Annotated in this window: 22 protein-coding genes; 12 read left to right on the plus strand and 10 right to left on the minus strand. The window is 40.1% G+C overall.

The window, feature by feature from the left end; all coding sequences use genetic code 11:
- Positions 1-206 precede the first annotated feature (206 nt).
- A complete protein-coding gene (locus EAE93_RS13745) occupies positions 207-551 on the plus strand; it encodes a hypothetical protein (protein WP_250151027.1) in 345 nt (114 codons plus the stop codon).
- 204 nt (positions 552-755) lie between these two features.
- Here EAE93_RS13745 and yeiP read toward each other — a convergent pair whose 3' ends face one another.
- The 3 genes from yeiP to EAE93_RS13760 form a co-directional block, all read right to left on the minus strand.
- A complete protein-coding gene (gene yeiP, locus EAE93_RS13750) occupies positions 756-1,328 on the minus strand; it encodes an elongation factor P-like protein YeiP (RefSeq protein ID WP_036777297.1) in 573 nt (190 codons plus the stop codon).
- Between the two features lie 130 nt (positions 1,329-1,458).
- Positions 1,459-2,718, minus strand: coding sequence for a tryptophan permease (mtr, locus tag EAE93_RS13755; protein ID WP_214039889.1), 1,260 nt, complete (start codon positions 2,716-2,718; stop codon positions 1,459-1,461).
- A 116-nt stretch (positions 2,719-2,834) separates the two neighbouring features.
- Positions 2,835-3,254: a nucleotide triphosphate diphosphatase NUDT15 gene (locus tag EAE93_RS13760; RefSeq protein ID WP_036814444.1), complete on the minus strand. Its 420-nt coding sequence runs from the start codon at positions 3,252-3,254 to the stop codon at positions 2,835-2,837.
- A gap of 211 nt (positions 3,255-3,465) precedes the next feature.
- On the opposite strand from EAE93_RS13760, the gene fruK reads away from it, so the two are divergent.
- The gene (fruK, locus tag EAE93_RS13765; RefSeq protein WP_036814442.1) at positions 3,466-4,404 is read left to right on the plus strand and encodes a 1-phosphofructokinase; all 939 of its coding nucleotides are present in this window, start codon (positions 3,466-3,468) and stop codon (positions 4,402-4,404) included.
- A 19-nt stretch (positions 4,405-4,423) separates the two neighbouring features.
- Here fruK and nfo read toward each other — a convergent pair whose 3' ends face one another.
- Together nfo and EAE93_RS13775 are read right to left on the minus strand one after the other, a co-directional pair.
- Positions 4,424-5,266 (minus strand): deoxyribonuclease IV, encoded by an 843-nt coding sequence (nfo, locus tag EAE93_RS13770; protein ID WP_214039890.1) that lies wholly within the window; start codon positions 5,264-5,266, stop codon positions 4,424-4,426.
- 107 nt (positions 5,267-5,373) lie between these two features.
- Positions 5,374-6,456, minus strand: coding sequence for a YeiH family protein (locus EAE93_RS13775; RefSeq protein ID WP_214039891.1), 1,083 nt, complete (start codon positions 6,454-6,456; stop codon positions 5,374-5,376).
- A gap of 189 nt (positions 6,457-6,645) precedes the next feature.
- Between EAE93_RS13775 and yieE the strand changes: the two genes are divergently transcribed.
- From yieE to dld, 8 genes are all read left to right on the plus strand, one after another.
- Positions 6,646-7,509 (plus strand): DNA-binding transcriptional regulator YeiE, encoded by an 864-nt coding sequence (gene yieE / locus EAE93_RS13780; RefSeq protein ID WP_036814436.1) that lies wholly within the window; start codon positions 6,646-6,648, stop codon positions 7,507-7,509.
- Between the two features lie 154 nt (positions 7,510-7,663).
- Positions 7,664-9,145, plus strand: a complete 1,482-nt coding sequence (locus EAE93_RS13785) for an amino acid permease (RefSeq protein WP_214039892.1) — start codon at positions 7,664-7,666, stop codon at positions 9,143-9,145.
- A gap of 327 nt (positions 9,146-9,472) precedes the next feature.
- Positions 9,473-10,606 carry an ABC transporter substrate-binding protein gene (locus EAE93_RS13790; protein WP_046394922.1) on the plus strand — a complete coding sequence of 378 codons (1,134 nt, stop codon included), beginning with the start codon at positions 9,473-9,475 and terminating at the stop codon, positions 10,604-10,606.
- Between the two features lie 24 nt (positions 10,607-10,630).
- Positions 10,631-11,710 carry a FecCD family ABC transporter permease gene (locus tag EAE93_RS13795; RefSeq protein ID WP_214039893.1) on the plus strand — a complete coding sequence of 360 codons (1,080 nt, stop codon included), beginning with the start codon at positions 10,631-10,633 and terminating at the stop codon, positions 11,708-11,710.
- Positions 11,707-12,507 carry an ABC transporter ATP-binding protein gene (locus EAE93_RS13800; protein WP_040153146.1) on the plus strand — a complete coding sequence of 267 codons (801 nt, stop codon included), beginning with the start codon at positions 11,707-11,709 and terminating at the stop codon, positions 12,505-12,507. Before EAE93_RS13795 ends, EAE93_RS13800 begins: the two co-directional genes overlap by 4 nt.
- Positions 12,508-13,381: 874 nt before the next feature.
- The gene (locus EAE93_RS13805; protein WP_214039894.1) at positions 13,382-15,346 is read left to right on the plus strand and encodes a ligand-gated channel protein; all 1,965 of its coding nucleotides are present in this window, start codon (positions 13,382-13,384) and stop codon (positions 15,344-15,346) included.
- 594 nt (positions 15,347-15,940) lie between these two features.
- Positions 15,941-17,323, plus strand: a complete 1,383-nt coding sequence (locus EAE93_RS13810) for an APC family permease (protein ID WP_036777273.1) — start codon at positions 15,941-15,943, stop codon at positions 17,321-17,323.
- 193 nt (positions 17,324-17,516) lie between these two features.
- Complete coding sequence (dld, locus tag EAE93_RS13815) at positions 17,517-19,232, plus strand: D-lactate dehydrogenase (RefSeq protein WP_214039895.1); 1,716 nt, start codon at positions 17,517-17,519, stop codon at positions 19,230-19,232.
- A gap of 140 nt (positions 19,233-19,372) precedes the next feature.
- On the opposite strand, the gene sbcB is transcribed toward dld, so the two are convergent.
- From sbcB to EAE93_RS13835, 4 genes are all read right to left on the minus strand, one after another.
- Positions 19,373-20,803, minus strand: a complete 1,431-nt coding sequence (gene sbcB / locus EAE93_RS13820; protein WP_110087393.1) for an exodeoxyribonuclease I — start codon at positions 20,801-20,803, stop codon at positions 19,373-19,375.
- A gap of 160 nt (positions 20,804-20,963) precedes the next feature.
- Positions 20,964-21,272, minus strand: coding sequence for a helix-turn-helix domain-containing protein (locus EAE93_RS13825; protein WP_036815231.1), 309 nt, complete (start codon positions 21,270-21,272; stop codon positions 20,964-20,966).
- Positions 21,262-21,435 (minus strand): type II toxin-antitoxin system RelE/ParE family toxin, encoded by a 174-nt coding sequence (locus tag EAE93_RS24615; RefSeq protein WP_236545730.1) that lies wholly within the window; start codon positions 21,433-21,435, stop codon positions 21,262-21,264. Before EAE93_RS24615 ends, EAE93_RS13825 begins: the two co-directional genes overlap by 11 nt.
- A 1,035-nt stretch (positions 21,436-22,470) precedes the next feature.
- A complete protein-coding gene (locus tag EAE93_RS13835) occupies positions 22,471-22,701 on the minus strand; it encodes a hypothetical protein (RefSeq protein WP_040153134.1) in 231 nt (76 codons plus the stop codon).
- 653 nt (positions 22,702-23,354) lie between these two features.
- Between EAE93_RS13835 and EAE93_RS25105 the strand changes: the two genes are divergently transcribed.
- Complete coding sequence (locus tag EAE93_RS25105) at positions 23,355-23,477, plus strand: hypothetical protein (RefSeq protein WP_269468843.1); 123 nt, start codon at positions 23,355-23,357, stop codon at positions 23,475-23,477.
- A 123-nt stretch (positions 23,478-23,600) separates the two neighbouring features.
- On the plus strand, positions 23,601-23,918 hold the full coding sequence (gene tmaR / locus EAE93_RS13840; protein ID WP_036782152.1) for a PTS system regulator TmaR: 318 nt from the start codon (positions 23,601-23,603) through the stop codon (positions 23,916-23,918).
- A 44-nt stretch (positions 23,919-23,962) separates the two neighbouring features.
- Here the strand turns inward: tmaR and EAE93_RS13845 are convergent, their stop codons facing one another.
- The gene (locus EAE93_RS13845; protein ID WP_036782153.1) at positions 23,963-24,595 is read right to left on the minus strand and encodes an NAD(P)-binding oxidoreductase; all 633 of its coding nucleotides are present in this window, start codon (positions 24,593-24,595) and stop codon (positions 23,963-23,965) included.
- Positions 24,596-24,717 lie beyond the last annotated feature (122 nt).

The raw sequence follows: 24,717 nt of genomic DNA on the forward strand, positions 1-24,717 counted from the left end.
TGAGTGATGTTGTGGTGTTTAAGGTTGTAAATTCTTAATTTATTGATAATTATCTCTGATAATTCTAATGTTGGAAGATATAAATATCTTAATCAGCTTTAATCGCTAAAAATCATAAATAAACAACGAAAATAGCCGTTACCAATACATAGACTCATAAATTTTTCCGATTTCTAGGTTGATTTCATTTTTGGAAATCGCAGCGAATGATGCTGTTTTATAGTGAGGGCTTTATGTCTATGTTCCGGGTTATGATGGGTTGCTTTTTTCTGATGATTCCTGGTTTTGTCAATAGCGGATCAGAAACAACATCAAATACAGGGGTTATTCGCTTTTCAGGTGCGATCGTTGAATCACCGTGTCGTTTTGATTGGCGTGATAACTGGGCTGACACCACTTGTTGGCGAAAGGGACATAAAATTACCCAACGACGAAAGCTCGATTTGCAAAATGATATTTATTTTTATTTACCACACCAAATGGGGGTAACAGAGATTAAATGGATAAAAGGAAAAGATAAAATCGGTGTTGTTACAATTTTCTATAATTGATGTTAAGAAAAATTTTAGAAGAGGAGTAAGGATTTTATTTGTCATTGCTAAAATGAATGAGTGACAAATTTATGTTGTATTTTATTTGAGAATTTAAATTATCTCTAAATGCTAAAGGGAAAGTAGGTGACTGATTTAATTAATGGAATAGCTAAAGTGAGTTACCCTGTTTTATACCGGGCAACTCAGAATTAGATAATATTGTTAATCGCAACGTCCCATATAGCGACGTTCTGCAATATGAATACGGATTTTTTCCCCGCTACTGATATATTCAGGTACTTGCACGGTGAGTCCGGTGCTCATTTTGGCAGGTTTTGTCCGTGCACTGGCTGAAGCGCCTTTAATTCCTGGGGCTGTTTCTTCGATAACCATATCGACTGTCTGTGGCAGTTCAAGGGCAATGACTTGTCCTTCGATTGTCAGAACTTGCATGCCCGGCAGGCCACCTTCGGGAATAAATAATAACTCTTCTTCGATTTGTTCCTTTTTAAAGTGATAAGGTGTGAAATCTTCATCATCCATGAAAACATATTCATCACCATCAATATAAGAAAAGTTAACGCTACGACGAGTCAGGCTGATCGTATCAAGGATATCATCGCCTTTGAAACGTTCTTCCACTTTCTGGCCGGTGCGGATATCAGTAAAGCGCATTTTATATAATGTGCTAGCCCCTCGGGCGCTTGGTGCTTGAATATCAATGTCTTTGACTAGCAGTAATTTACCATTATAACTGACGGCACTACCGCGTTTAATTTCGTTGGCTTTAGCCATATGTAACCTTCCATAAAACTGCAAGAGAATAATCGGCGACAAAATTACTCGCAGTCAGGGCATTAGGCAAGTAGGGATTAAAAAACCCCGCTGTTTTTTTACATTGGGGTTGTAGTAAGAATGTTTTATATCAACGATACACAGGTAATAAATCAAGGGAGGACAAAATATGAGCTATGGCATTTATCAGACCAAACAGGATGACAAACCCAATAAGGAATTTTCCTCCTGGCGCTCGGTAGCTGGCTTCTGGAAAGCGCTGACGACTTGCCCGAGCCATAAGTGCTGGAATAATGACAGCCCAGATAGTTGCAGCAAATCCAGCGAAACCAATAGCATATAGAAAACCATTGGGGAACAGTAAAGCTAGTGCTGTTGGTGGAATAAATGTCACTAATGCAGATTTTAACCGGCCGGTGTTATTATCTTTAAAACCAAAGAAGTCAGCTATGTAATCAAATAGCCCTAAAGAGACACCAAGAAATGAACTTGCTAATGCCATATAAGAAAAGGCATTTAGAAGCTGGTGAACGGTTTCGCTGTTTGTTGTATTATCCATATGCTTTAATAAAGCATCGATATTCCCGCCATCAGCAATAATCTGTTTGAATACTTCGCGGGGAATATTTCCTTGAATGACATATTGCCACAAGATGTAAATAGTTAATGCGATTAACGTACCGAATAACAGGCTGCGAATAACAGCTTTGCTATCTTTATGATAATATTTTACTAAACTTGGAATGTTACCGTGATATCCGAATGAGACGAGTAAATAGGGCAGAGCGGCTAAAGCATAAGGCATATAACTTGTTGATGTGTCGTTTGATATAGCATCCGTCTGATTAAACAGGATGACATATTTAACTTCGGTAAACATACCGCCAGCGGACATAAAAAAAGTAATCACCATACCGCCGATCAAAATTGTGCTCAGACGATCCACAGCTTGAGTCGATAACCAGACAATAAGTGCAACGATAAAGGCGAAAATAAGGCCAGCATTTGCCTGTGATATCGGAATAATATTTTTAAAATTGTGGACAATAATTGAGCCGCCCGCTGAAATATAGGCATAGGTCAATATATAAAGCACGAATGCAATAGAGATACCATTGATGGCATTCCATCCTTTACCGAGTAAATCTTTAGTCATGGTATGGAAGCTGGCGCCTGATGGATAGTTCAGGTTGGTTTCTAGTATCATCAAGCCGGAAAAATACATACACGCCCATGTGTAAACCAGCAAAATAATTGAGCCAGTAAACCAGACTCCAGAAGTTACCACAGGAGTAGAGAACATTCCTGCACCGACAGCAGTTCCGGCAATGATCATTGCACCTCCCAGTATGGGAGGGCGCTTTAAACTCTGGGTTGTCTCAATGGACATATTTAACTCCTGCTGGTATATTGTTTCTTTGTACTAGCTTAAAGATACATTTTTGTCTATAGAGTGTAAATAGATGTCATAAAGGATTATTTGAAATTGAACTAACATAAGTTAGTTCATTCGGTCAGATAAAATTTATTTTCTTGCCACATTTTTATTGCATTCCGACTGGCTTCAAAATGAGGTTCAGGAAGATTATCAGGATTGCACCACATAAGTTGTTCACATTTTTCTGGTTCCATCAATTTCGGCTCATCTCCTGCATGTTTTGCCAGTAAACACACCGAAATAGTATGTTTTCCTTCCTGTTGATAAGTTTGAAGGTTATTGCAAATCCCGTAGACTTTTGGTGACTGAATTGTCAGACCTGTTTCTTCTGCAATTTCACGGATTGCACATTGCTCAAAAGTTTCTCCTGCATCAACATGACCACCAAAGATTGACCAGTATGGTGCATGTTTACTGTTGCGTTTTCCTAGTAATACTTGTCCATGTTCATTTACAATAACAACGCCAACACCCACAATGACAGACATTTGGTTTATTCCTTCATCTAAATTTCAGCAAATTTGCATCTCATTTTGAGAAAAACTCAATGCTATTCTTATCCGTAAATCAATTTAAGGCAACGATCAATAAAGTACGGAATTTAACTGAAACGATTCAATTTTAGTGATATAAAGTGATATAAATAGAACTGAAAATTCGTAGTAATGATGATTATCTACTTAGGAGACATTGGGCAAAATGAGTCGTAGAGTTGCCACTATCACCCTAAACCCTGCTTATGATTTAGTGGGGTTGTGCCCGGAAATCGTCAAGGGGGCGATCAATCGAGTGCAAACCGCCGGACTACATGCTGCGGGAAAAGGCAATAATGTTGCTAAAGTTTTGCGCGACTTAGGTATTGATGTCACGGTGAGTGGTTTTTTGGGTAAGGAAAATCAGGAAGGATTTCAACAATTCTTCAATGAAAATGGTATGGTCAATCGTTTTCATTTAGTACCGGGCAGAACACGGATTAATGTCAAATTGACAGAAGAAAGCGGCGAAGTGACAGATTTTAACTTCTCTGGTTTTTATGTCGGTGAAGCTGAATGGTCAGGATTTGTTAATGATTCGCTTTCATGGCTTGGGCAGTTTGATATGGTGGTTGTGAGTGGAAGCTTACCTGCTGGTGTCTCTGCTGAATCGTTTACCGACTGGATGACCTGCCTGCGTCAGCTTTGCCCTTGTATTATTTTCGATAGCAGCCGTGAAGCATTGGTCGCAGGATTAAAAGCATCCCCTTGGCTAGTGAAGCCGAATCGCCATGAGCTTGAAGTATGGGCAGGGCGCCTGTTACCTGAGTTATCCGATATCATCATGGCTGCGCATCAACTCAGGGATCAAGGAATCGCTCATGTTGTCATATCCTTGGGTGAGCAGGGGGCATTATGGGTTAATGCTTCTGGAGCATGGTTGGCAAAACCACCACATTGTAAAGTCGTCAGCACTGTTGGGGCTGGTGATTCAATGGTTGGTGGTTTGGTTTATGGTTTGCTGATGCGAGAATCCAGTGAACATACTTTGCGATTGGCGACGGCTGTATCTGCGCTTGCCGTTAGCCAGCCTAATGTAGGTATCAGTAATCGCCCCGAATTAGCGGCCATGATGGCTAACGTTGAACTGATACCCGTTGAATGATGCTTTAATTAAAGAATAATTAATGTTGTTGTAACTTCAGCCAGGCAATTTCTTGCGGCCAAATATCTGGGTTTATCGTTTCAAGGATGAGAGGAATACCATCAAAACGAGCATCTTTCATAATATAACTGAAAGGTGTTTTGCCAATATTTCCTTCTCCAAGGCTATGATGTCGGTCAACACGGCTGGCGAATTCACTTTTGGCATCATTTAAATGCATTCCGCATAAATATTGAAAACCAACAACTTTTTCAAACTGTTGAAAAGTTTGTTTACAAACATCATCCGTACGTAAATCATAGCCAGCAGCAAAGGCGTGACAGGTATCAATACAGACACCCACTCGGCTTTTATCTTCAACTCCGTCAATAATTGCCGCCAGATGTTCAAATTTGAAACCCAGATTAGTGCCTTGACCTGCCGTATTTTCGATAACAGCAGTGACTCCCTGGGTTTTATTGAGAGCAATATTGATAGATTCTGCAATACGTGCCAGGCATTTATCCACATCTATTTTATTGAGATGGCTGCCAGGATGAAAATTTAATAGATCGATCTCTAATTGTTCGCAACGTTGCATCTCATCAATAAAAGCTAGCCGGGATTTTTCCAGAGCTTCACTTTCTGGATGGCCGAGATTAATCAGATAACTGTCGTGAGGGAGAATTTGCCGACGACCATATCCATAACGTTCACAATTTTCTTTAAATTTATCGATAACATCAGCGGATAAAGGTGGAGCATTCCACTGGCGCTGATTTTTTGTAAATAGGGCAAAGGCGGTAGCTTTTAATTCGTGCGCCCGGATAACCGCTTGATCAACTCCGCCGGCAGCGCTGACATGTGCTCCAACAAATTTCATATTTTTCTCCTTCCTACTTTACGTCATTATGACATTGTTCAATCACTCAATGAACCTTAAGAATGGAAAGGTTATATGCTGCTGAAATTTTTCCGTGCGGATTTTGATTAACCAAACAAATGTTGAATGCCCAGATTTATCAAAAAACCACCCACCATCAGCCAGACAAATAAAATTAGAGCTAATAAAATGGGTTTAAATCCGGCCTGACGGATGGCGCTCACATGAGTCGTTAAACCCAATGCCCCCATTGCCATAGTAAGCATAATAGTATCGATATTAATCAGAAAATGAACTATTGCGGCAGGTAGTAAATTGAAAGAATTAAAACCCGCTATTGCAATAAACATCACCGCAAACCAAGGGATAGTCATTGGTGTTTTTTCCTGACGGTTTTTTCCATTTTTAGTGCTGGCTCGGCTAATGTAACGGGATAATAACAACAGGAATGGCGCCAACATCATAACCCTGAGCATTTTACTGATAACGGCTGCGTTTTCCGTTTGATCGCTAATCGCATGTCCAACAGCAACAACTTGAGCAACTTCATGAATGGTAGAGCCAGTAAAGATACCGAAAGTTTCCTGAGTAAGTGGTAACCACTGATAATACTCATTGAGTTGATAAAACCACGGATAAGTGAAAATAGCGATAGTGCCAAAGATGACAACTGTCGATACCGCAACAGCAACTTTACTGGCAGGGGCGTTTACTACCGGCTCTGTTGCCATAATAGCTGCTGCGCCGCAGATACTGCTACCGGCGCCAATTAGTATTACCGTTTGTTGATCTAATCCAAAGAGTGATTTGCCTAGCCAGATTGTAATAAAGAAAGTGGAAGATAATATCACTGCATCAATCAGAAGGCCGCTAATGCCAACATCGGCAATTTGTTGAAATGTCAAACGAAAACCGTAAAGAATAATACCGGCTCGCAAGAGATAATGTTTTGAGAAATGGATACCCTTATCGCAATAAGGTTTGAGTAAAGGGTAGACAGTATTACCGGCAATAATCCCCGTAAGGATCGCCAGTGTTAATGTGCCCAGTCCCATATTAATAAACCACGGGATATTTCCGGCATATATTGAAATTGCAGTAAGTATTGCCGCCAATATTAACCCTGGTATTAATTTGATACCGGGGATAGATGATTGTTTGTTGAATCTTTCAGCACGAATATCAGACATAGATGTTTCTCACTTTGCTTATATGTTTTAAGCATAAGCATATAGCGGATTAAGTTATCATTAAAATTGATAATATTTTTATATGTAATCTGAAAAAGTGGTAAAAAAGAGGATTTTTGTTAAGTTGTTTATTACTGTATAAAATTAAAACAAGCTAACTTTGACTGACACCATATTTTGCGGGGCAATATGCACATCACATTGAGGCAGTTGGAAGTTTTTACTGAGGTATTGAAAAGCGGTTCAACGACGCAAGCTTCTCAGCAATTGGCGTTATCTCAGTCCGCAGTGAGCGCCTCATTAACGGATCTGGAAAACCAGCTTGGCGTACAGCTTTTTGATCGGGTAGGAAAGCGGTTGGTGACTAATGAACATGGCCGCCTCCTTTATCCCAAGGCTTTGGCGTTGCTAGAGCAGGCAGGGGAAATTCAGCAGTTATTCAAACAGGAGTTGGGAGCGTTACGTATCGCTGCCAGTAGTACCATTGGTAATTATATGTTGCCGGAAATGCTGGCAAATTATCGTCACGATTTTCCTGATACGCCGTTAGAGTTAAATATCAGTAATACGCAGGATGTGATCAATTCTGTGCTGGAATTCCGTGTTGATCTTGGTTTGATTGAAGGTCCCTGTCATAGTCCTGAGTTGATAACTCAGCTGTGGATGGAGGATGAGTTGGTTGTTTTTTCTTCTCCCGAAAATCCGCTAGCTAAGCAGGATTTAAAATTGGATGATTTAGTTAAGGCATCATGGATATTAAGGGAGAGCGGATCGGGTACACGAGAAGTGCTGGATCATCTGTTGTTTGCCCGTTTACCTGGGTTCAAGATTTTGATGGAATTGGGAAACTCTGAAGCGATAAAGCATGCGGTCAAATTTGGTATGGGTATCAGTTGTTTATCCAGACGAGTCGTTGCGGAACAATTGCAAAATCGCACTTTACTGGAGTTAAAAGTGCCAGGATTAAGACTTTTCAGAGTATTGTACCTAATTCATCATCGGCAAAAGCACATGTCTAACGCATTGCAAAAATTGCTCAGTTATTGCCGGTAAGGTTTACGTTCTGTCTAAAATCCAAAATTAGCTGTGTTACTTATAATTTTCTCTAAATTATGAAGGTATCTTATAACAGCGCTTCCTCGCTATTTTGATAGTGAGGATTTGTTACAATCCGCCATCAGATTTATTCGCAGCTAACAGGAACAGAATGTCTCAACAACAAAAAAGTGTTTCCGGGAAACCAGTAGCGCAACATTTGCGACGTGAATTGAAAGCTCGGCATCTGGCGATGATTGCCGTTGGCGGATCAATAGGCACCGGGTTATTCGTGGCTTCAGGTGCGACAGTTTCACAGGCAGGGCCTGGCGGAGCATTACTTTCCTATGCATTAATTGGCTTGATGGTTTATTTCCTGATGACCAGTTTGGGTGAACTGGCCGCTTATATGCCGGTTTCCGGCTCTTTCTCAACGTATGGTTCCAAATATGTTGAAGAAGGGTTTGGTTTTGCCTTGGGTTGGAACTATTGGTACAACTGGGCGGTGACTATCGCGGTGGATTTGGTTGCTGCTCAATTGGTTATGGGGTACTGGTTGCCGGATATGCCGGGTTGGATCTGGAGTGCGCTATTTCTCGCGCTGATTTTCCTATTGAATTTTATTTCAGTGAAAGGATTTGGTGAAGCTGAGTACTGGTTCTCTTTAATTAAAGTCAGTACGGTTATTGTCTTTATTGTGGTCGGATTACTGATGATAGCCGGTATCATGAAAGGAGCTGAGGGGGCTGGATGGCATAACTGGACTGTTGGTGATGCGCCTTTTGCTGGTGGCTTCGCAGCCATGATTGGCGTGGCGATGATAGTTGGGTTTTCTTTCCAGGGAACCGAGCTGATTGGCATTGCGGCGGGTGAATCAAAAGATCCGGCGAAAAATGTTCCTAGTGCTGTACGTAAGGTATTCTGGCGTATTCTGCTGTTCTATATTTTTGCAATCCTGATCATCAGTCTGATTATTCCTTATACTGATCCAAGCCTACTGCGTAATGAGGTCGGTGATATCAGTGTTAGTCCGTTTACGTTGGTATTTGAAAACGCCGGTTTATTATCCGCCGCGGCTATGATGAATGCGGTTATTTTGACGGCTGTGTTGTCTGCGGGTAATTCAGGTATGTATGCATCGACTCGTATGTTATTCACATTGGCAAAAGAGGGTAAAGCACCGAAGATTTTTGGCAAATTATCCAAAGGTGGTGTACCGCGTAATGCCTTGTATGCAACAACAGTCGTTGCCGCGTTGTGTTTCCTCAGTTCAATGTACGGTAATCAGACCGTCTATCTGTGGTTGTTGAATACCTCTGGGATGACTGGTTTTATTGCATGGTTGGGGATTGCTATCAGCCATTATCGTTTCCGCCGTGGCTATATAGCTCAGGGATTGGATTTAAGTAGGTTACCTTATCGTTCGGGATTTTTCCCGGTTGGCCCAATCTTTGCGTTTGTTTTATGTCTGACGATCACACTAGGACAGAATTATCAAGCATTTCTACAAGATAAAATTGACTGGTATGGTGTCACTGCAACTTATATTGGTATTCCACTATTCCTGTTGATTTGGTTTGGTTACAAGTTAGTGAAGAAAACTCACTTTATTAAATATAGCGAGATGAAATTTCCTGATATCACAAACCAGTGAATGTGAATATGTTAAATCGTGATTAGCAGACGGGCAGGGATCTTTGAAAAAATTCCTGCCCGTCTGGTTTTTATGGTTTTTTAATTCGATTCGCGGTTAATTTATTATTATCTTAATGTTTTATTTATCTGAGTAGATCAACCGTTATTGATAGGAAATTAAAAGAAAACACCCATTTTGTGATCAGATGGGTGTTTTTTATTTTTCATAGAGTTAATCATACAATTAATCACGTAATTTACCAAAATTTGTGTAGATCATATTGATAAGTATTCTCATTTGGCCTATTGTTAATGCCATAATTATTAATATCAAAGGGCTAGCAAAATGAAATTTATATCTCGATCTGTAGCAAAGAGTATCAGTGTCGGCCTGTTAGCGGGTTCGGCAGTCATGGCAAGCTTCGCATCATGGGCTGAAACGGTCACCGACATAGTTGGTCGCACCGTTGAAGTTCCTGAGAATGTAAATCGTGTTTTGTTGGGCGAGGGCCGTTTGTTCCACGCTATCGCTTTACTTGAAGGCGATAAACCACTGGCCCGTATCGCAGGTTGGCAAGGTGATTTCCGCAAATTGGACCCACAGTCTTATGCTGTCTATAAAGCTAAATTCCCTGAAATTGACAAGGTTCCTTTGATTGGTAATACCAGTGCTGATAGTGTCAGTTCTGAAAAAGTATTAACTCTCAACCCGGATATCGCTATTTTTGGTTTGTCTGGTCATGGTCCTGGTAAAGACAGCGAATTGGTCGCTCAACTTGAAAAGGCAGGTGTTCCGGTTGTATTTGTCGATTTTCGTACTGAGCCGTTAAAGAATACGCTGCCGAGCATTCGTATGCTAGGTAAAGTACTAAATCGTGAGAAACAGGCGGCGGAATATGCCGATTTTTACGAAAAAAATGTAAAACTGGTGACTGACATCACTAATAAAATCCCGGAAGAGAAAAAACCAACAGTATTTATCGATTTGAGAGCGGGTGCTTTTGAAGACTGCTGTGCAACTGCCGGTGACGGTAATATGGGTAACTTTATCGATTTGGCTGGTGGTAAAAACATTGCTAAAGGTGTTCTGCCAGGCGTACTTGGTAACATGAACCTCGAAAAAATTATTGCAGTTGACCCTTATATTTACATTGCTAGTGGTGCAAAAGCGCCAGACAGTAATGAACCTGGTGTAAAACTGGGAGCGCAATCTACGCCTGAATTAGCAAAAGCCAGTCTGAAACAAATGACTGAACGTAAAGGTATTAGCTCGTTGACTGCGGTCAAAGAGGGCAGAGATTATGCGATTTGGCATAACTACTACAACTCTCCATATAATGTGGTAGCAACTCAAGTATTTGCTAAATGGTTTTATCCTAAGCAATTTGCAGATTTAGATCCGCAAAAGACGCTGAATGAATTACACAGTAAATTCCTGGCGGTTGATCCATCAGGGGTCTACTGGATCAGTGAGAAGTAATCGGTAAGTCAGGTAACGGGAATAATGAGCGCCACTACTGAGCCAATGGTGAAACAACAATTAGATGACAGCAGTGTAAAAGTCCATTACCAATATATTTTACGCCGCCGTATTGTGATGATGGTATTCATCGTGCTGATTATTGGTGTGTCATTGGTGTTAGATTTTACGATAGGACCATCAGGTTTATCTTTGTCATCTCTCTGGCAGACTTTAGTATCGCCAGAGAGTGTGGATGCGGGTATACGGGTAATTGTTTGGGATATCCGTTTACCATACGCCCTGATGGCGGTAGTGATTGGCCTGTCTCTTGGGCTGGCTGGCGCGGAAATGCAGACGATCTTAAATAACCCATTAGCCAGTCCCTCTACTTTAGGGGTTGCTCAGGCGGCTGCATTTGGTGCTGCGTTGGCGATTGTATCCGATATTGGTATTCCAGGCGTGCCTGATCAATGGTTCATCTCTGCGAATGCTTTCATTTTCGCTTTGTTGGCGGCATTGGTGCTGGATACGATTACTCGTTGGACACGCGTTGCTACGTCTGGGGTAGTATTGTTTGGTATCGCGCTGGTCTTTACCTTTGAAGCATTGGTTTCCATGATGCAATTTATCGCAACGGAAGATACCCTTCAGGGGTTAGTACTCTGGACAATGGGTAGTCTTGCCAGAGCAACCTGGATAAAACTGGGTGTTATGTTGTTGGTGTTTACCGCTGTTTTTCCTATTTCAATGATGAATTCCTGGAGACTGACAGCGCTGCGCTTGGGTGAAGATCGTGCAATCAGTTTTGGTATCAATGTTCATCGTCTGCGCTTGGGGACATTATTGCGTATCAGTATTCTTGCCGCTTTAGCCGTTGCATTCGTTGGGCCAATTGCCTTTGTCGGTTTAATTGCGCCACATATTGCCCGTATGATGTTTGGTGAAGATCATCGTTTCTATTTGCCAGCCAGTGCCCTAATTGGTGCATTGGTGCTCTCTATGGCGTCCATTGCCTCGAAGAATCTTATCCCGGGTGTTGTTATTCCGGTTGGGATCGTTACTGCGTTAGTGGGGGTTCCATTCTTCCTTAGCATAATTTTACGTCATAGGGGGAATATATGAGCTCGGGATTAACCATTAGCAATTTTTTTGCGGGTTATCCGAAACATTCGGTTATTGAAAATCTGAATGTTGCTCCGTTGCCGCGTGGGAAAATTACGGTACTGTTGGGGCCAAATGGTAGCGGTAAATCAACACTTCTGCGTTCTTTGGCTGGTTTAAATCGTGCCAGAGGTGAGCTCTGGCTTGATGGTCAAGATTTGATGCAGATGAGTTTTGCCCAGCGATCGGACAATGTGGTTTATTTACCACAGAGTTTACCTGCTGGTGTTCATTTGCACGTACTAGAATCGATTATTGTTGCTCAACGAGCGTCCGGATGGCGTCATTCTGAAACCAGTGAAGAAGAGGTGATGTCGTTATTACGTCAGTTGGGGATTGAACACCTGGCATTATGTTATTTAGATCAATTATCTGGCGGCCAAAAACAGTTGGTCGGATTGGCGCAATCGTTAATCCGTAAGCCAACGTTATTATTGTTAGATGAACCGCTTAGTGCGCTGGATTTAAATTATCAATATCACGTAATGGCGCTGGTGGCGCAAGAAACGTATCGGCGGAATATTATTACTGTGGTCGTTGTACATGACATTAATATCGCATTGCGTCATGGTGAGCATGTATTAATGTTGCAAAAAGGTCATTTAATTGCAGAAGGAACTCCAGAGCAAGTTATTACGTCAGAGAGTCTGGCACAGGTTTATGGCGTCAAAGGCAGAATTGAACGTTGTTCTCAGGGTATTCCCCAAGTATTAGTTGATGGATTGGTTTCAAAGCTAGCGAGTGAGAGTTTATTTTAACTTGTTATTTAAATTATATTTTTTACAAAATATGGCATAAACTGCGCACAAAAACGGAATATACATAGTTATACGTGGGGGAACGATCTATTTTTCTTATACTACGGTGTGCTAAAAGCGACATTTTTTGTCTGACTGATGCCAAGCTCCACTCTTTACTGCAAAGGATGGTAAATCGAATGATTTAATAAGATAGATTATTATAGCCAATAAAAATAAAATTTTATACTTTATGGTAATAAGATGTCAGTAAACTAATAGAACTACACAGGGATAAATATTTTATTCACGTTATCTTAGCATATGCTGATTATTCATTTTTATTAAATGAACTACTTAGTGAGCTGAATTTCAGTGATCAATATCACGTAATAGTGCTGGTATCACGAGAAACATATTATCGTAATATTATTACCTTGGGTAGTTTGTGATATTAATACGGTTTTGTGACATGGTAAGGAATTAAACACAGTTATCAGAGGGGTATTTTACAGGTATTGATTTCAAAGATAAAGATTGAGGGTTAAATTTAACTTGTTGTTTAAATTATGTTTTTAATAAAGCATAGGCGTGGAATACGCACAAAGATCAGAATGTGCATCATCGTACATGGGGAGTGGTTTATTTACCTTATATTACTGTGTGTTTAAAAGCTAACTGTATTTGAAAGCTACAGTTTTTGTCTGGCTAATGCTGGGATTTAATCTTTAACCGCAAAGGATAGTAAATGGAATAAGTTAATAAGATATAAGTAAACTAATAAAATAATAAAACTACACAGGGGTAAATATTTTATCCTCGTTATTTGAGCACATGTTGATTATCCATTTTTATAGATGAATAAAGTGAAATTATATCTTTTGGAGAATCGGGAATGGGTGTTTTTAATAAAAGAAAAGTCGCGTTAGGCGTTATTGCTGCAATCTCATCTAGCTCAGTCTTTGCGGTTGGTAGCAATAATGACACTATTATTGTGACTACAGCAGCAGGCTTTCAACAGAAAATTGAAGATGCGCCAGCGTCTATTTCTGTGGTGAGCCGTGAGCAATTGGAAACGAAGGCTTATCGTGATGTGACTGATGCATTGAAAGATGTACCGGGGGTTGTTGTTACAGGGGGTGCTAGCAACAGTGATATCAGTATTCGTGGTATGTCGCCTCAATATACTATGATTTTGATCGATGGGAAGCGTGTTGACACCCGTGGTACTCGTCCAAACAGTGATAATTCGGGTATTGAGCAGGGTTGGTTGCCGCCATTGGCCGCGATAGAACGCATCGAAGTGGTACGCGGTCCTATGTCTTCCCTTTATGGTTCTGATGCGATGGGAGGGGTGATTAACGTGATCACCCGTAAAGTTCAGAAGGAGTGGAGAACCAATTTCCGTACCGATACGACATTAACTGAAAGTAAAGATTCAGGTAACAGTTATCAGAGCAGTGTTTATGCAGCAGGGCCAGTGGTTGATGGCTTGTTAGGCTTGAAAGTCAATGGCCTATATTCTCACCGCAACGAAGATAAATTTATTAATGGCTTTAATGAGCAAGAAATGCGTAACGGTTCAGCAACTCTTTCTCTAACACCTGATGATAAGAATACTTTTGATTTTGAAGCGGGTCGTTATGAGCAGAAGCGTAATGCTATTAAAGGAAAATCGTCTCGTTATAGTGACTCGAAAAATGATTATGATCGTAATAACTATTCTATTACGCATAATGGCATTTATGATTTCGGTACCATGACTTCATATATTCAACATGATGATTCACGTAATCCTGGGCGTGATATGAGGTATAAAGATACTGTATTTAATAACCAAACAGTCTTTCAGTTAGATGATCATACTGTGAGTATCGGGGGGCAATATCGTTATGAGAACTTACATGGTGGTGATAATAGACTAGCTTCTACTAATGGCTTGGATAAATTGACTCGCTGGAGTTGGGCGTTGTTTGCTGAGGATGAGTGGCAGATGACCAATGACTTTTCCTTGACTGGTGGTATCCGTATGGATAAAGACGAGAATTTTGGCAGTCATTGGACTCCACGCTTATATGGTGTGTGGCATGTAGATGAACAATGGACAATTAAAGGTGGTGTATCTACAGGTTACCGTTCTCCGGATTTGCGTTATATTTCGGCGGATTGGGGGCAGCAAACAGGTGGTTATGTTGGAAATGGTATTATTCTGGGTAACCCGAATTTGAAACCAGAGAAAAGTGTCAATGAAGAAATTAGTGTTATGTGGAACAATCGGGATAATTTTAATGCTGGATTGACCATATTTAATACTGATTTTAAAGATAAAATCACAGAAATCACAGCTTGTAGTAGGAAGAGTTCAAAACCTTGCACTATCGGAACGGATCCACATGTATATACATTTATCAGTGAACGTATAAACGTACAAAAAGCTAATATTCGTGGTATAGAAGCGACAATGAACTGGGATATCGTTGAAAACTGGTCATTGGCTGCAAACTACACTTACACTGATTCAGAACAGAAGAGTGGGAAAAACAAAGGAAAACCTTTGAACAAAATGCCTAAACATATGGTGAATGCGACTCTGAACTGGCAAGCTTTGCCAGAAATGCAAACTTGGACCCGAGTTAACTTCCGTGGCAAAACTTCAGATTATTTAGATCGTGGTGAAAGAATGAGTGAAGGAACGCCGTCTTATGCCTTTGTGGATATAGGCGCTGTTTATAATCTGACCAAAGATTTACGCGTGTTGGGCGGTGTATATAACGTATTTGATAAACGTGTTACCAGTGAGAATTATGGGGCACAACTGGATGGCCGTCGCTATAACATTGGTATCAATTACGACTTTTAATAACGCGTTCTAACTAACAGTGTCATAATCCTCTTTGTTTGTTGCTGACAGAGGGGATTTTTGTTTTTTACTTATACCGGTAAAAACTGAATAGCAATCCGTTTTGTGTTGTGTTAAAACTTAGCTCACGTCAAAGAAATGTATATGACACCGTTAAATTCCATAGCGTCATTGATGAGTGTGGTAAAAAATAATGAACTTTTAGTGCGGCGAGTATTGCTATTTCAGGTCTTCGAGTGCAGAATTCGCCCACTAGAGAATAACTGATGCGTTTATATGTGTCGGTTATTTTTTTTGCTTTGACTTATTTTTTACTATACCAGAGGCCGGACTCTGAGCCGGATAGATAATTGGCCCACGAGCAACCGCAACGAGGATCGGTTGCCGTAATGAGGAACGCTAATATGGAGCAATTATTCTCTTTCGCACTTGTACCAATCGGTACATGCTGCTGCATCGATGACTACGGAGCATTGCGCTCTGCATATAATCCAGCCTCTAACTCTCCTGCCTATAGGCAGAAGCGAAGTCTTCCCAGTAACTGTCGATTAAGTAGTGTCATAACACGAATCGGAGTTATGGGAGGTTTCGCTCATGTCGCGTAATACTGTAATCCCACTAGGCACCAACCAGACTGGTGCGAACAATCGAGTTCAACTCAGAAAAACACTGACTTTAGTTCAGGTGGTGATGATGGGTCTTGCTTATCTGCAACCTATGACCATCTTTGATACTTTCGGCATTGTTTCTGGTTTGACTGACGGTCACGTACCGACATCCTACGCTATTGCTTTGATTGCAATTCTGTTTACCGCCTTGAGCTACGGGAAATTGGTAAAACGTTTCCCATCTGCCGGATCTGCATATACTTATGCACAAAAATCCATTAGTCCGCATGTTGGCTTCATGGTGGGTTGGTCATCGCTATTGGACTATATGTTCATGCCGATGATTAATGTCTTGTTAGCGAAAATTTATCTTCAGGCCATTTTTCCTAGCGTAGATCCGTGGATCTTCGTCGTGGGTTTTGCATTACTGATGACAGCTTTTAACCTGCGTGGCATTAACGTTGTTGCTAATCTCAACACGGGTATTGTTATTGTTCAGGTTGCCATTATGGTTGTATTTGTGGGTTTATTGATCCACGGTGTGTACAACGGGGAAGGAGTTGGGACTTTATGGAGTGCGAAACCATTCGTTTCTGAGGATGCTAATTTAATCCCAATGATTACTGGGGCCACGATTTTGTGCTTTTCATTCCTAGGGTTTGATGGCATTAGCTCGTTGTCCGAAGAGACGCCGAATGCTGGTAAGGTGATCCCAAAAGCGATTTTCCTGACAGTATTGATCGGTGGTGTTATCTTCATTGCGGTTTCTTATTTCTTACAGCTCTATTTTCCGGATATCTCTCGGTTCAAGAACCCGGATGAATCTCAGCCAGAAATTATGCTGTATGTAGCGGGTACTCTGTTCCAAGCCATTATCTTGGTGTTCTCTTGTGTCACCGTTTTGGCTTCTGGTATGGCGGCTCACGCAGGGGTTTCTCGTCTGCTCTATGTTATGGGGCGTGATGGTGTATTTCCTGAGAAAGTATTTGGCTATGTTCATCCAAAATGGCGGACTCCGGTAATCAACGTGTCGCTGGTAGGCATTATAGGATTATCTGCGATTACCTTTGATCTGGTGACTGCAACAGCTCTGATTAACTTTGGTGCGTTGATAGCGTTTACCTTTGTGAACCTGTCAGTCATTTCTCAATTCTATATCCGTGAACGTCGTAACCGTACATTAAAAGATACAATTAATTTCTTGGTATTACCTGTGATAGGTGCTTGTACTGTTAGTGTACTGTGGATGAATCTGGAACAAAGTTCTATGGAATTGGGGCTAACTTGGGGAGCAATTGGTTTGATTTACATGGTATTCCTGACTCGTCGCTTCCGTCAGCCGATGCCACAATGCTCTGAAATGGTTTAATATCGAGTAAAAGAATAATGGCGCCGAATTTGGCGCCATTATTTTTCCTATGTTGTCAATTTATCGTAATAGTGAAGAAAAGGGAGCTTAGGAAAAAAAACAGCGAGGTAGCTTACAGATAAGAAAAATTTCAACGGTAAACGGAGAAAAACAATCTATGCTCTGAGAGGTGATTATTATTAAGGAAGAGACTATGAATGGTACAAAAACCTCTCAAAATCAACAATTCATTACTACCCTGACCAATATTGTCGGTAAATCTCATATCCTGACTGCCCCCCATAAAACTGAACGTTATCGTAAAGGCTTTCGCTCCGGCCAGGGAGACGCTTTAGCTGTCGTATTTCCCGGTTCACTGGTGGAACAGTGGCGTGTGTTTAAAGTCTGTGTTGAAGCAGATAAAATCATCTTAATGCAAGCGGCCAACACGGGGGTAACCGAAGGTTCTACTCCGAATGGCAAGGATTACGATCGTGACATCGTGATCATTAGCACACTACGCATGAATAAGATTCAGATTTTAAAATCGTGTAATCAGGTAGTTGCGCTACCGGGCAGTACATTATGGCAACTTGAACGTGCGCTCAAGCCACTGGGGCGTGAACCTCATTCAGTTATTGGTTCTTCCTGCATCGGCGCTTCTGTGGTTGGGGGCATCTGCAATAACTCAGGGGGTTCTTTAATTCATCGTGGGCCGGCTTATACCGAAATGGCATTGTATGGACGAGTTAATGAGCGCGGTAAGCCGGAATTGATTAATCATCTGGGGATCTATTTGGGAGAAACGCCGGAAGAGATCCTCTCTTGTCTGGAAGAGCAACGTTATAGTAATCAGGATGTAGAACAGGGGCAGCGTAAAGCATCTGATCATGAATATGCCCAAAGAGTGCGTGACGTAGATGCTGATACTCCATCTCGTTTCAATTCTGACGAACGCCGTTTATTCGAAGCTTCAGGTTGTGCGGGTAAGCTGGTTGTGTTTGCCGTCCGGCTCGATACTTTTCCGGCAGAACCTTTGTCTCAAGTATTTTATATCGGTACCAACCAAACTGGCGTATTGACGGAATTACGTCGCCATATATTAGCAAATTTTCATAATTTACCGGTGGCAGGTGAATATATGCACCGGGATATTTTCGATATTGCGGAAACTTATGGTAAAGATACTTTTATCATGATTGATAAGCTTGGTACTGATAAAATGCCAGCTTATTTTACTTTAAAAGGGAGAATGGACGCTATCTTCAATCGTATCCCATTTTTGCCTGCCAATCTTGTCGATCGCATTATGCAGGGGTTAAGTCGCTTACTTCCTTCCCATTTGCCTAAGCGTTTAAAAGAATATCGTAATCGTTTTGAGCACCATTTAATATTAAAGATGTCCGGTGATGGGGTTGAAGAGGCCAGAAGCTGGTTGGAAAAATATTTTAGCCAGGTAGAAGGGGATTTCTTTGCTTGTACACCGAAGGAAGGCGCTAAAGCGTTCCTGCATCGTTTTTCCGCTGGTGGTTCTGCGATCCGTTATCAAGCGGTGCATAGCAACACAGTAGAGAATATCCTTTCACTGGATATTGCTCTGCGCCGTAATGATCGTGAGTGGTTTGAACAATTACCCCCAGAGTTTGATGATGTGTTGGTACACAGACTTTATTGTGGGCATTTTATGTGCTACGTGTTCCATCAGGATTACATTGTGAAAAAGGGGGTAGATGTACAGGCATTGAAAGAAAGAATGATAGAACTGCTTGATAAACGAGGTGCGGAATACCCGGCAGAGCATAATGTGGGGCATGTATATCAAGCTAAACCCCAACTTAAGGCTTTTTATCGGATGACTGATCCCACTAACACTCTCAACCCAGGAATTGGAAAAACATCCAAGCTGAAAAATTGGGGTAAAAGATCTTAATGTCAATATTCTCAGTAGTTACAACGTCATGCTGGTATTAAGAAAGTTCAAATCTGTAAAAGTTGATGACAATCATTCTGTTAGAAAGAAAGGCGAGTATATATGACTCGCCGTTTTATATTTGTTCTCGACCCGTTTAATTATCCAGCCAGTTGCACTGCATATTCCATGAGTGCTTTGAGCTGACGGCATTTTTCTTCATTGCTTTGGTGTTCAATGAAGAGTTGTTCAATTATAAAGAAATATTCATTCAGTTTATCCTGAGTTAAGACATCTTGACGATGACGTAACCAACGCTGTTGTTCATCGTAAGTTAGAGTAGCGGGATAGTTTCTGGCACGGTAGCGGAATAACAGCGTTTTAATACGTGGGTCCTGAAAAGTCAGATCGAGTGCCGGTAAATTCTGAGGCAGCGTCTCCCGAATAATATTCATTGCTGCTTTATCGGCACTACTAAAGAAGCCGTCATACAGTTTAGCGTCAACATTATCGGATTCAGGGAAAGGTTCGGCCTCTGCAAACAGTTCTACAACTTTTTCTCTGATTTGTGGATTATTCCGTAGAATAGCCAGATTTTTTTCGCAGTGATTACGATCTAATCCAATACGTTCAGCGTCTTCTGCTCGCAAAGTATTATCGGGGGAGATTATCGGGCACTTATTAATATGAACCAATTTTATAGGGACTGGCAATTGATCTGGCTGTAATTCATCATGGCGGGTATATAGACGTTCACGTAACGTATCTGCATCCAATTCCAGTAATGGTGAAATATCTCCAGCTAAATCGCACATAATAACCGCATTTTGGTTTACTGGATGCCAGGCAAGAGGCGCAACCAAGCTGAGGTTGCTGCGAGCAGCGCCAAACATCCCGGAAACATGAACCAGTGGTTTCATTTGAGGGATATCGATGAGGGAGCTAATTTTCTGCTTATTTCTTAACTGAAAGAAATAATTGAACATCTTTGGCTGTACTTCTTTGAGTAATTTTGCCATTGCTATCGTAGCGTAGACATCGGACATAGCATCGTGAGCATGTGAATGTTCAACGCCATTTGCCTTAGTCAGATGTTCTAACTTAAAGCTAGGTAGACCATCTTCATTCTCTGGCCAGACAATACCTTCGGGGCGCAAGGCATAACAGGCACGCAATACATCAAGCAAATCCCAACGGGAATTGCCTTTTTGCCAACTATAAGCGTATGGATCATAAAAATTACGGTAAAAGATATTCCGGCTGACTTCATCATCAAACCGAATATTGTTATAACCGAGGATACAACTGTTCGGTACGCTGAATACATTATGAATCTGGCGGGCAAATTCCGCTTCATTGATCCCTTTTTCTAAGGCAATTTGCGGAGTAATGCCTGTAATCATGACAGCTTCTGGTTGTGGCAGATAATCATCAGCAGGTGAACAGTAAATAACTAATGGCTCTTCAATAATATTGAAATCCATATCAGTACGAACACCAGCAAACTGAGCCGGTCTGTCTAAGGCCGGATGTTGACCAAAAGTTTCGTAGTCGTGGATGTAGAAAGTGGGTTGTTCGCTGCTATTTTTCACTGTTGTTCAATGTCCAAGGTTGTTGACTAATTATTCTTTTACCGCGTAGTTTGGTTTTAATCAGCTTTAATGTCCAAATAAAATGGTAATTTATTATTTAGTGTTAATTCAGGTCTGATAGTGGTTGGTTATTTACACAGGTGTCTATCAGATTACAAAGTCATACTAGGCGTATCTGTAATTTTTTACCGACAGCTGCTGCATATTTTTTCAATGTATTATACGAAGGCCCTTGTGTACCAGAAGCTAGCCCACTTTCAAGCCGTGTGATGGCCGTTGCTTTGGTTCCCATGCGTTCAGCTACTTGCGCTTGTGTTAGCCCAGCTTTTTTGCGTGCAGCTAGCAGTTCATCAAGCAATGCAAATTCTTGTTCCAGTTTCTCGTATTCAGCTTTTACAGCCGGATTTGACAGCATTTTTGCAACCATTTCATCGTGTGTCATAGTTGGAGGGGTATGTTTACCAGTCATTTTTTACCTCTTTCATTCTGATTTTGGCTTTCCTGCATGCTTTAAGTGGGGTCTTTTGCGTTTTCTTCACGAAGCTGTGCAGTATCACTATACGGTGCCCAATCATTGTGCAATAGAACACGCGAGTAATCCCTTCAGTCCCTTTGAGTCTGAGTTCAAACAACCTATTACCAAACGCTTCTGTGTGTGGTTCTCCGAGGTTGGCACCATGTTCTCGCTGATGTAACGGGCTTGAAGTGTGTCAGGGAGAGCAAGGACCTCGTTCTCCACCTCGGTGCTATAGTAATCAATAGTATATTTCATGAGCCAAAAATAATAAATTTGTTATGTTTTTGCAATGCTTTGCTAATGTGAAGCAGGTATATGTGACTGTTCCTTGTCCTATTGAGTTGTATCCTAAAAGTTGGACGCCAGATTACTGACTTAAGGGGGCTGTTCTATGAAGAAAAATATCCCGTTGCCTCTAGGATTCAGATTGCTGAGTATTTCCTGTCAGGTACTCTTGGCGTTAAACTGACTGCAAAACATTTTGGTATTTATCATAGTACTATTGTGTACATATTTTCTTACTTTTTGCTCCATGATCGGAAGTTGGTTATTAACATTTTGAGTACTTGGAATAAGAAATTGTGTGTTTTAAGACCATTTACCCTTGACAATATTGACCTGCCAACCGCAGCATGCATCGAAGTATTGAAAAAATAAACGAGGTGAATATGTCAAATTTAATTTATTTAATGAAATATTTGAAGAGTTCTCTGTAGGGCTAGATCAATGAAGATAGTAAGTATATTGATGAAAATCGTGATGCACATAACTCAAGGGATAATTGGTGGGGTGAGTGTATTTTCAGTTATTGGATTAGTTTATTTTACCTTAATGTCAACATTAGAAAACCGATATCAGTATGCGATAGTTTCAGGTATATGCTTGGCGCTTTCTGCATTTTTTTACTATATAACGGAAAAAATAAAAGAAAAATGTATATTACTCCAATAGGTTACAATTAGTAAGCGTGAAAATTATTCTTTACCAGGGTGGATTCGACTAATAAATACATTTTTCAGCAGGGATTTTTTATTATCAATGGTATTATCACAGGAAGTCTATAAATATCTTTTACTAGTTTGCTGATGAATTGTTTAGGCAATTTTACCAGCAAACAGGGTATATAATAATTAGAATATATTTATCTTTATTAAGGATAATTAATTTCTTGAAAATGCTCATTAATAGATTCAATATACTGATCACTTAAACCAGTTTCATATTGGATTCTTTCAAGTAAATTTATTCTATTGACACTATAAAATGGTTTAATAGAAACCCCATTTTTAGGATGAGTTATTTTTATAATTGGAATTCTTGTTCTACGTGCATGGCCAAAAGAGATTTCGTAACCATTCAAATCAAAAGGAATTTTTTTCATCACCTAACCTAATTATCGTTATATTTTTCGTCAATTTTAATTATGTTTCAGCAATAAGGAAATTTTTATTTTATTATTAAGATGGGTATCACAAATATAGTCAGTTTGAGCATGTATTTAAATAATAAACTAATAAACTAATAAACTAATAAACTAATAAACTAATAAACTAATAAACTAATAAACTAATAAACTAATAAACTAATAAACTAATAAACTAATAAACTAATAAACTAATAAACTAATAAACTAATAAACTAAATGCTTTTCCATTGGATATAAATTTTATTAAAAATAATTACCTGAAAATCTTATCTTACAAAGAGTTGTAAAATAAAAGAATGAATACAGTTTAAGATGTATATAATATTAGATAATGTTAACGTTTTATTCAATATTTTATCGTGCTCTATATAATTAATTGTCTTTATTTGGTTTGTTTATTAATATCTTGTTTAATTTCTGAATGGAATTAAATTTATAGTTTTTTATTCATTTTTCATGAGAAAATAATTGAATTTTTATCATATGAAAATATATAAATTTTGTCTCTGACAAATATGTAATTACGTTTGTTAGATAATCATGGAGATAATAGTGATTAATGATCATACACTTGGAATCTGAAAAAATTGTAGAGTAAGAAATGGAAGATGAGCGATAGGGAAGGGAAAAACAGTGCTTCTGTCAGTGGAGGGTTGGCGATTTATTATTCATTCGCAATGGACGATTGTTTTCGATTGAGTCAATATGTTGAACCTTTAGCAAGAAGTTAACAGGTTTATGTAATTAATGAGAATCAATAAATAACGGAAACTGACTTGTCTATTAATGGTTTTGGTCTTATTGTGTAGTTAAATTGGATAATCTGTACGTTTGAGTAAAAGAAAGGTATGAAAATGGACAACGCAAATAAACCATCATTCCACAATGTGCTGGAGTTTGTACGTATGTTTCGTCGTAAGAATAAGTTGCAGCGTGAAATCGCAGACAATGAGAAGAAAATACGTGATAACCAGAAACGAGTTTTATTGCTTGATAACTTGAGTGAATACATCAAGCCCGGTATGTCAATTGAGGATATTCAGAGCATCATTATGAATATGAGAAGTGATTATGAAGACCGCATAGATGATCACATAATTAAAAATGCGGATCTTTCTAAAGAGCGTCGTGAGTTGTCTAAAAAGCTTAAAACAATAGGTGAACTCAAATAGCATCATTAGATAACCACGCGTGAATGCGTGGTTATTTTTACCGACTACGCAGTAACCCAATCAGGTTTAAGCTCTGGATCAACTAAGGTATAAATCTGCTGATATGAAGATTCTTCTTCTGCCATAGTTGCCAGTTGATGTGCGACATCTTGGCGACTAATTGCACCATGAATTTCATGTTGATATCTTTGGCAATGGCCTGTTCCCGGTTTATCTGTTAATCCACCTGGGCGAATAATTGTGTAATTTAAAGAACTTGTCTGAAGGTAGCTTTCTGCCATTGATTTACGCCTGACGGATTGGCCAAACAGTGATTTAGCTCTGGGTGATAAGGTTTTCCAGCCTTCGCCGCAACCTATTGAGGTAACGAGTAGCATACGTGTTATTCCAGTTCTCTCAATAGTATCAATGATGTTCATATTGCCAGGGAGATCTGAATCAATTCCACCAATAGTAGAGAAGACGATTGCTTCTGAACTTACATGTTGTACCGCTTTTTCAACATCTTCGGGATTACAGGCATCGCCTTGTATCACTTTGACGCCTAAAGCACTTAGCTCAGTAGCCTGCTGAGCATTGCGGATAAGAGCAATTACGGGACGTTTTTGTTGCAGTGCGACAGTCACGAGATGGCGTCCAACGCCACTACCTGCACCAAAAATAAGCCACGGTTTCATAGACTATTCTCCTGGTTAAATAATAAATCGAATGATAATTAATTGAACAGAGTAACAGTGATAGCCGTTTAAACTACCCCTTATATAGATAGAATAAAATTAACGATAACTATTTTTGTGGG

Origin of the sequence: Photorhabdus akhurstii, from assembly GCF_018448925.1 — a bacterium.
In the GTDB taxonomy this organism is placed as follows: domain Bacteria; phylum Pseudomonadota; class Gammaproteobacteria; order Enterobacterales; family Enterobacteriaceae; genus Photorhabdus; species Photorhabdus akhurstii.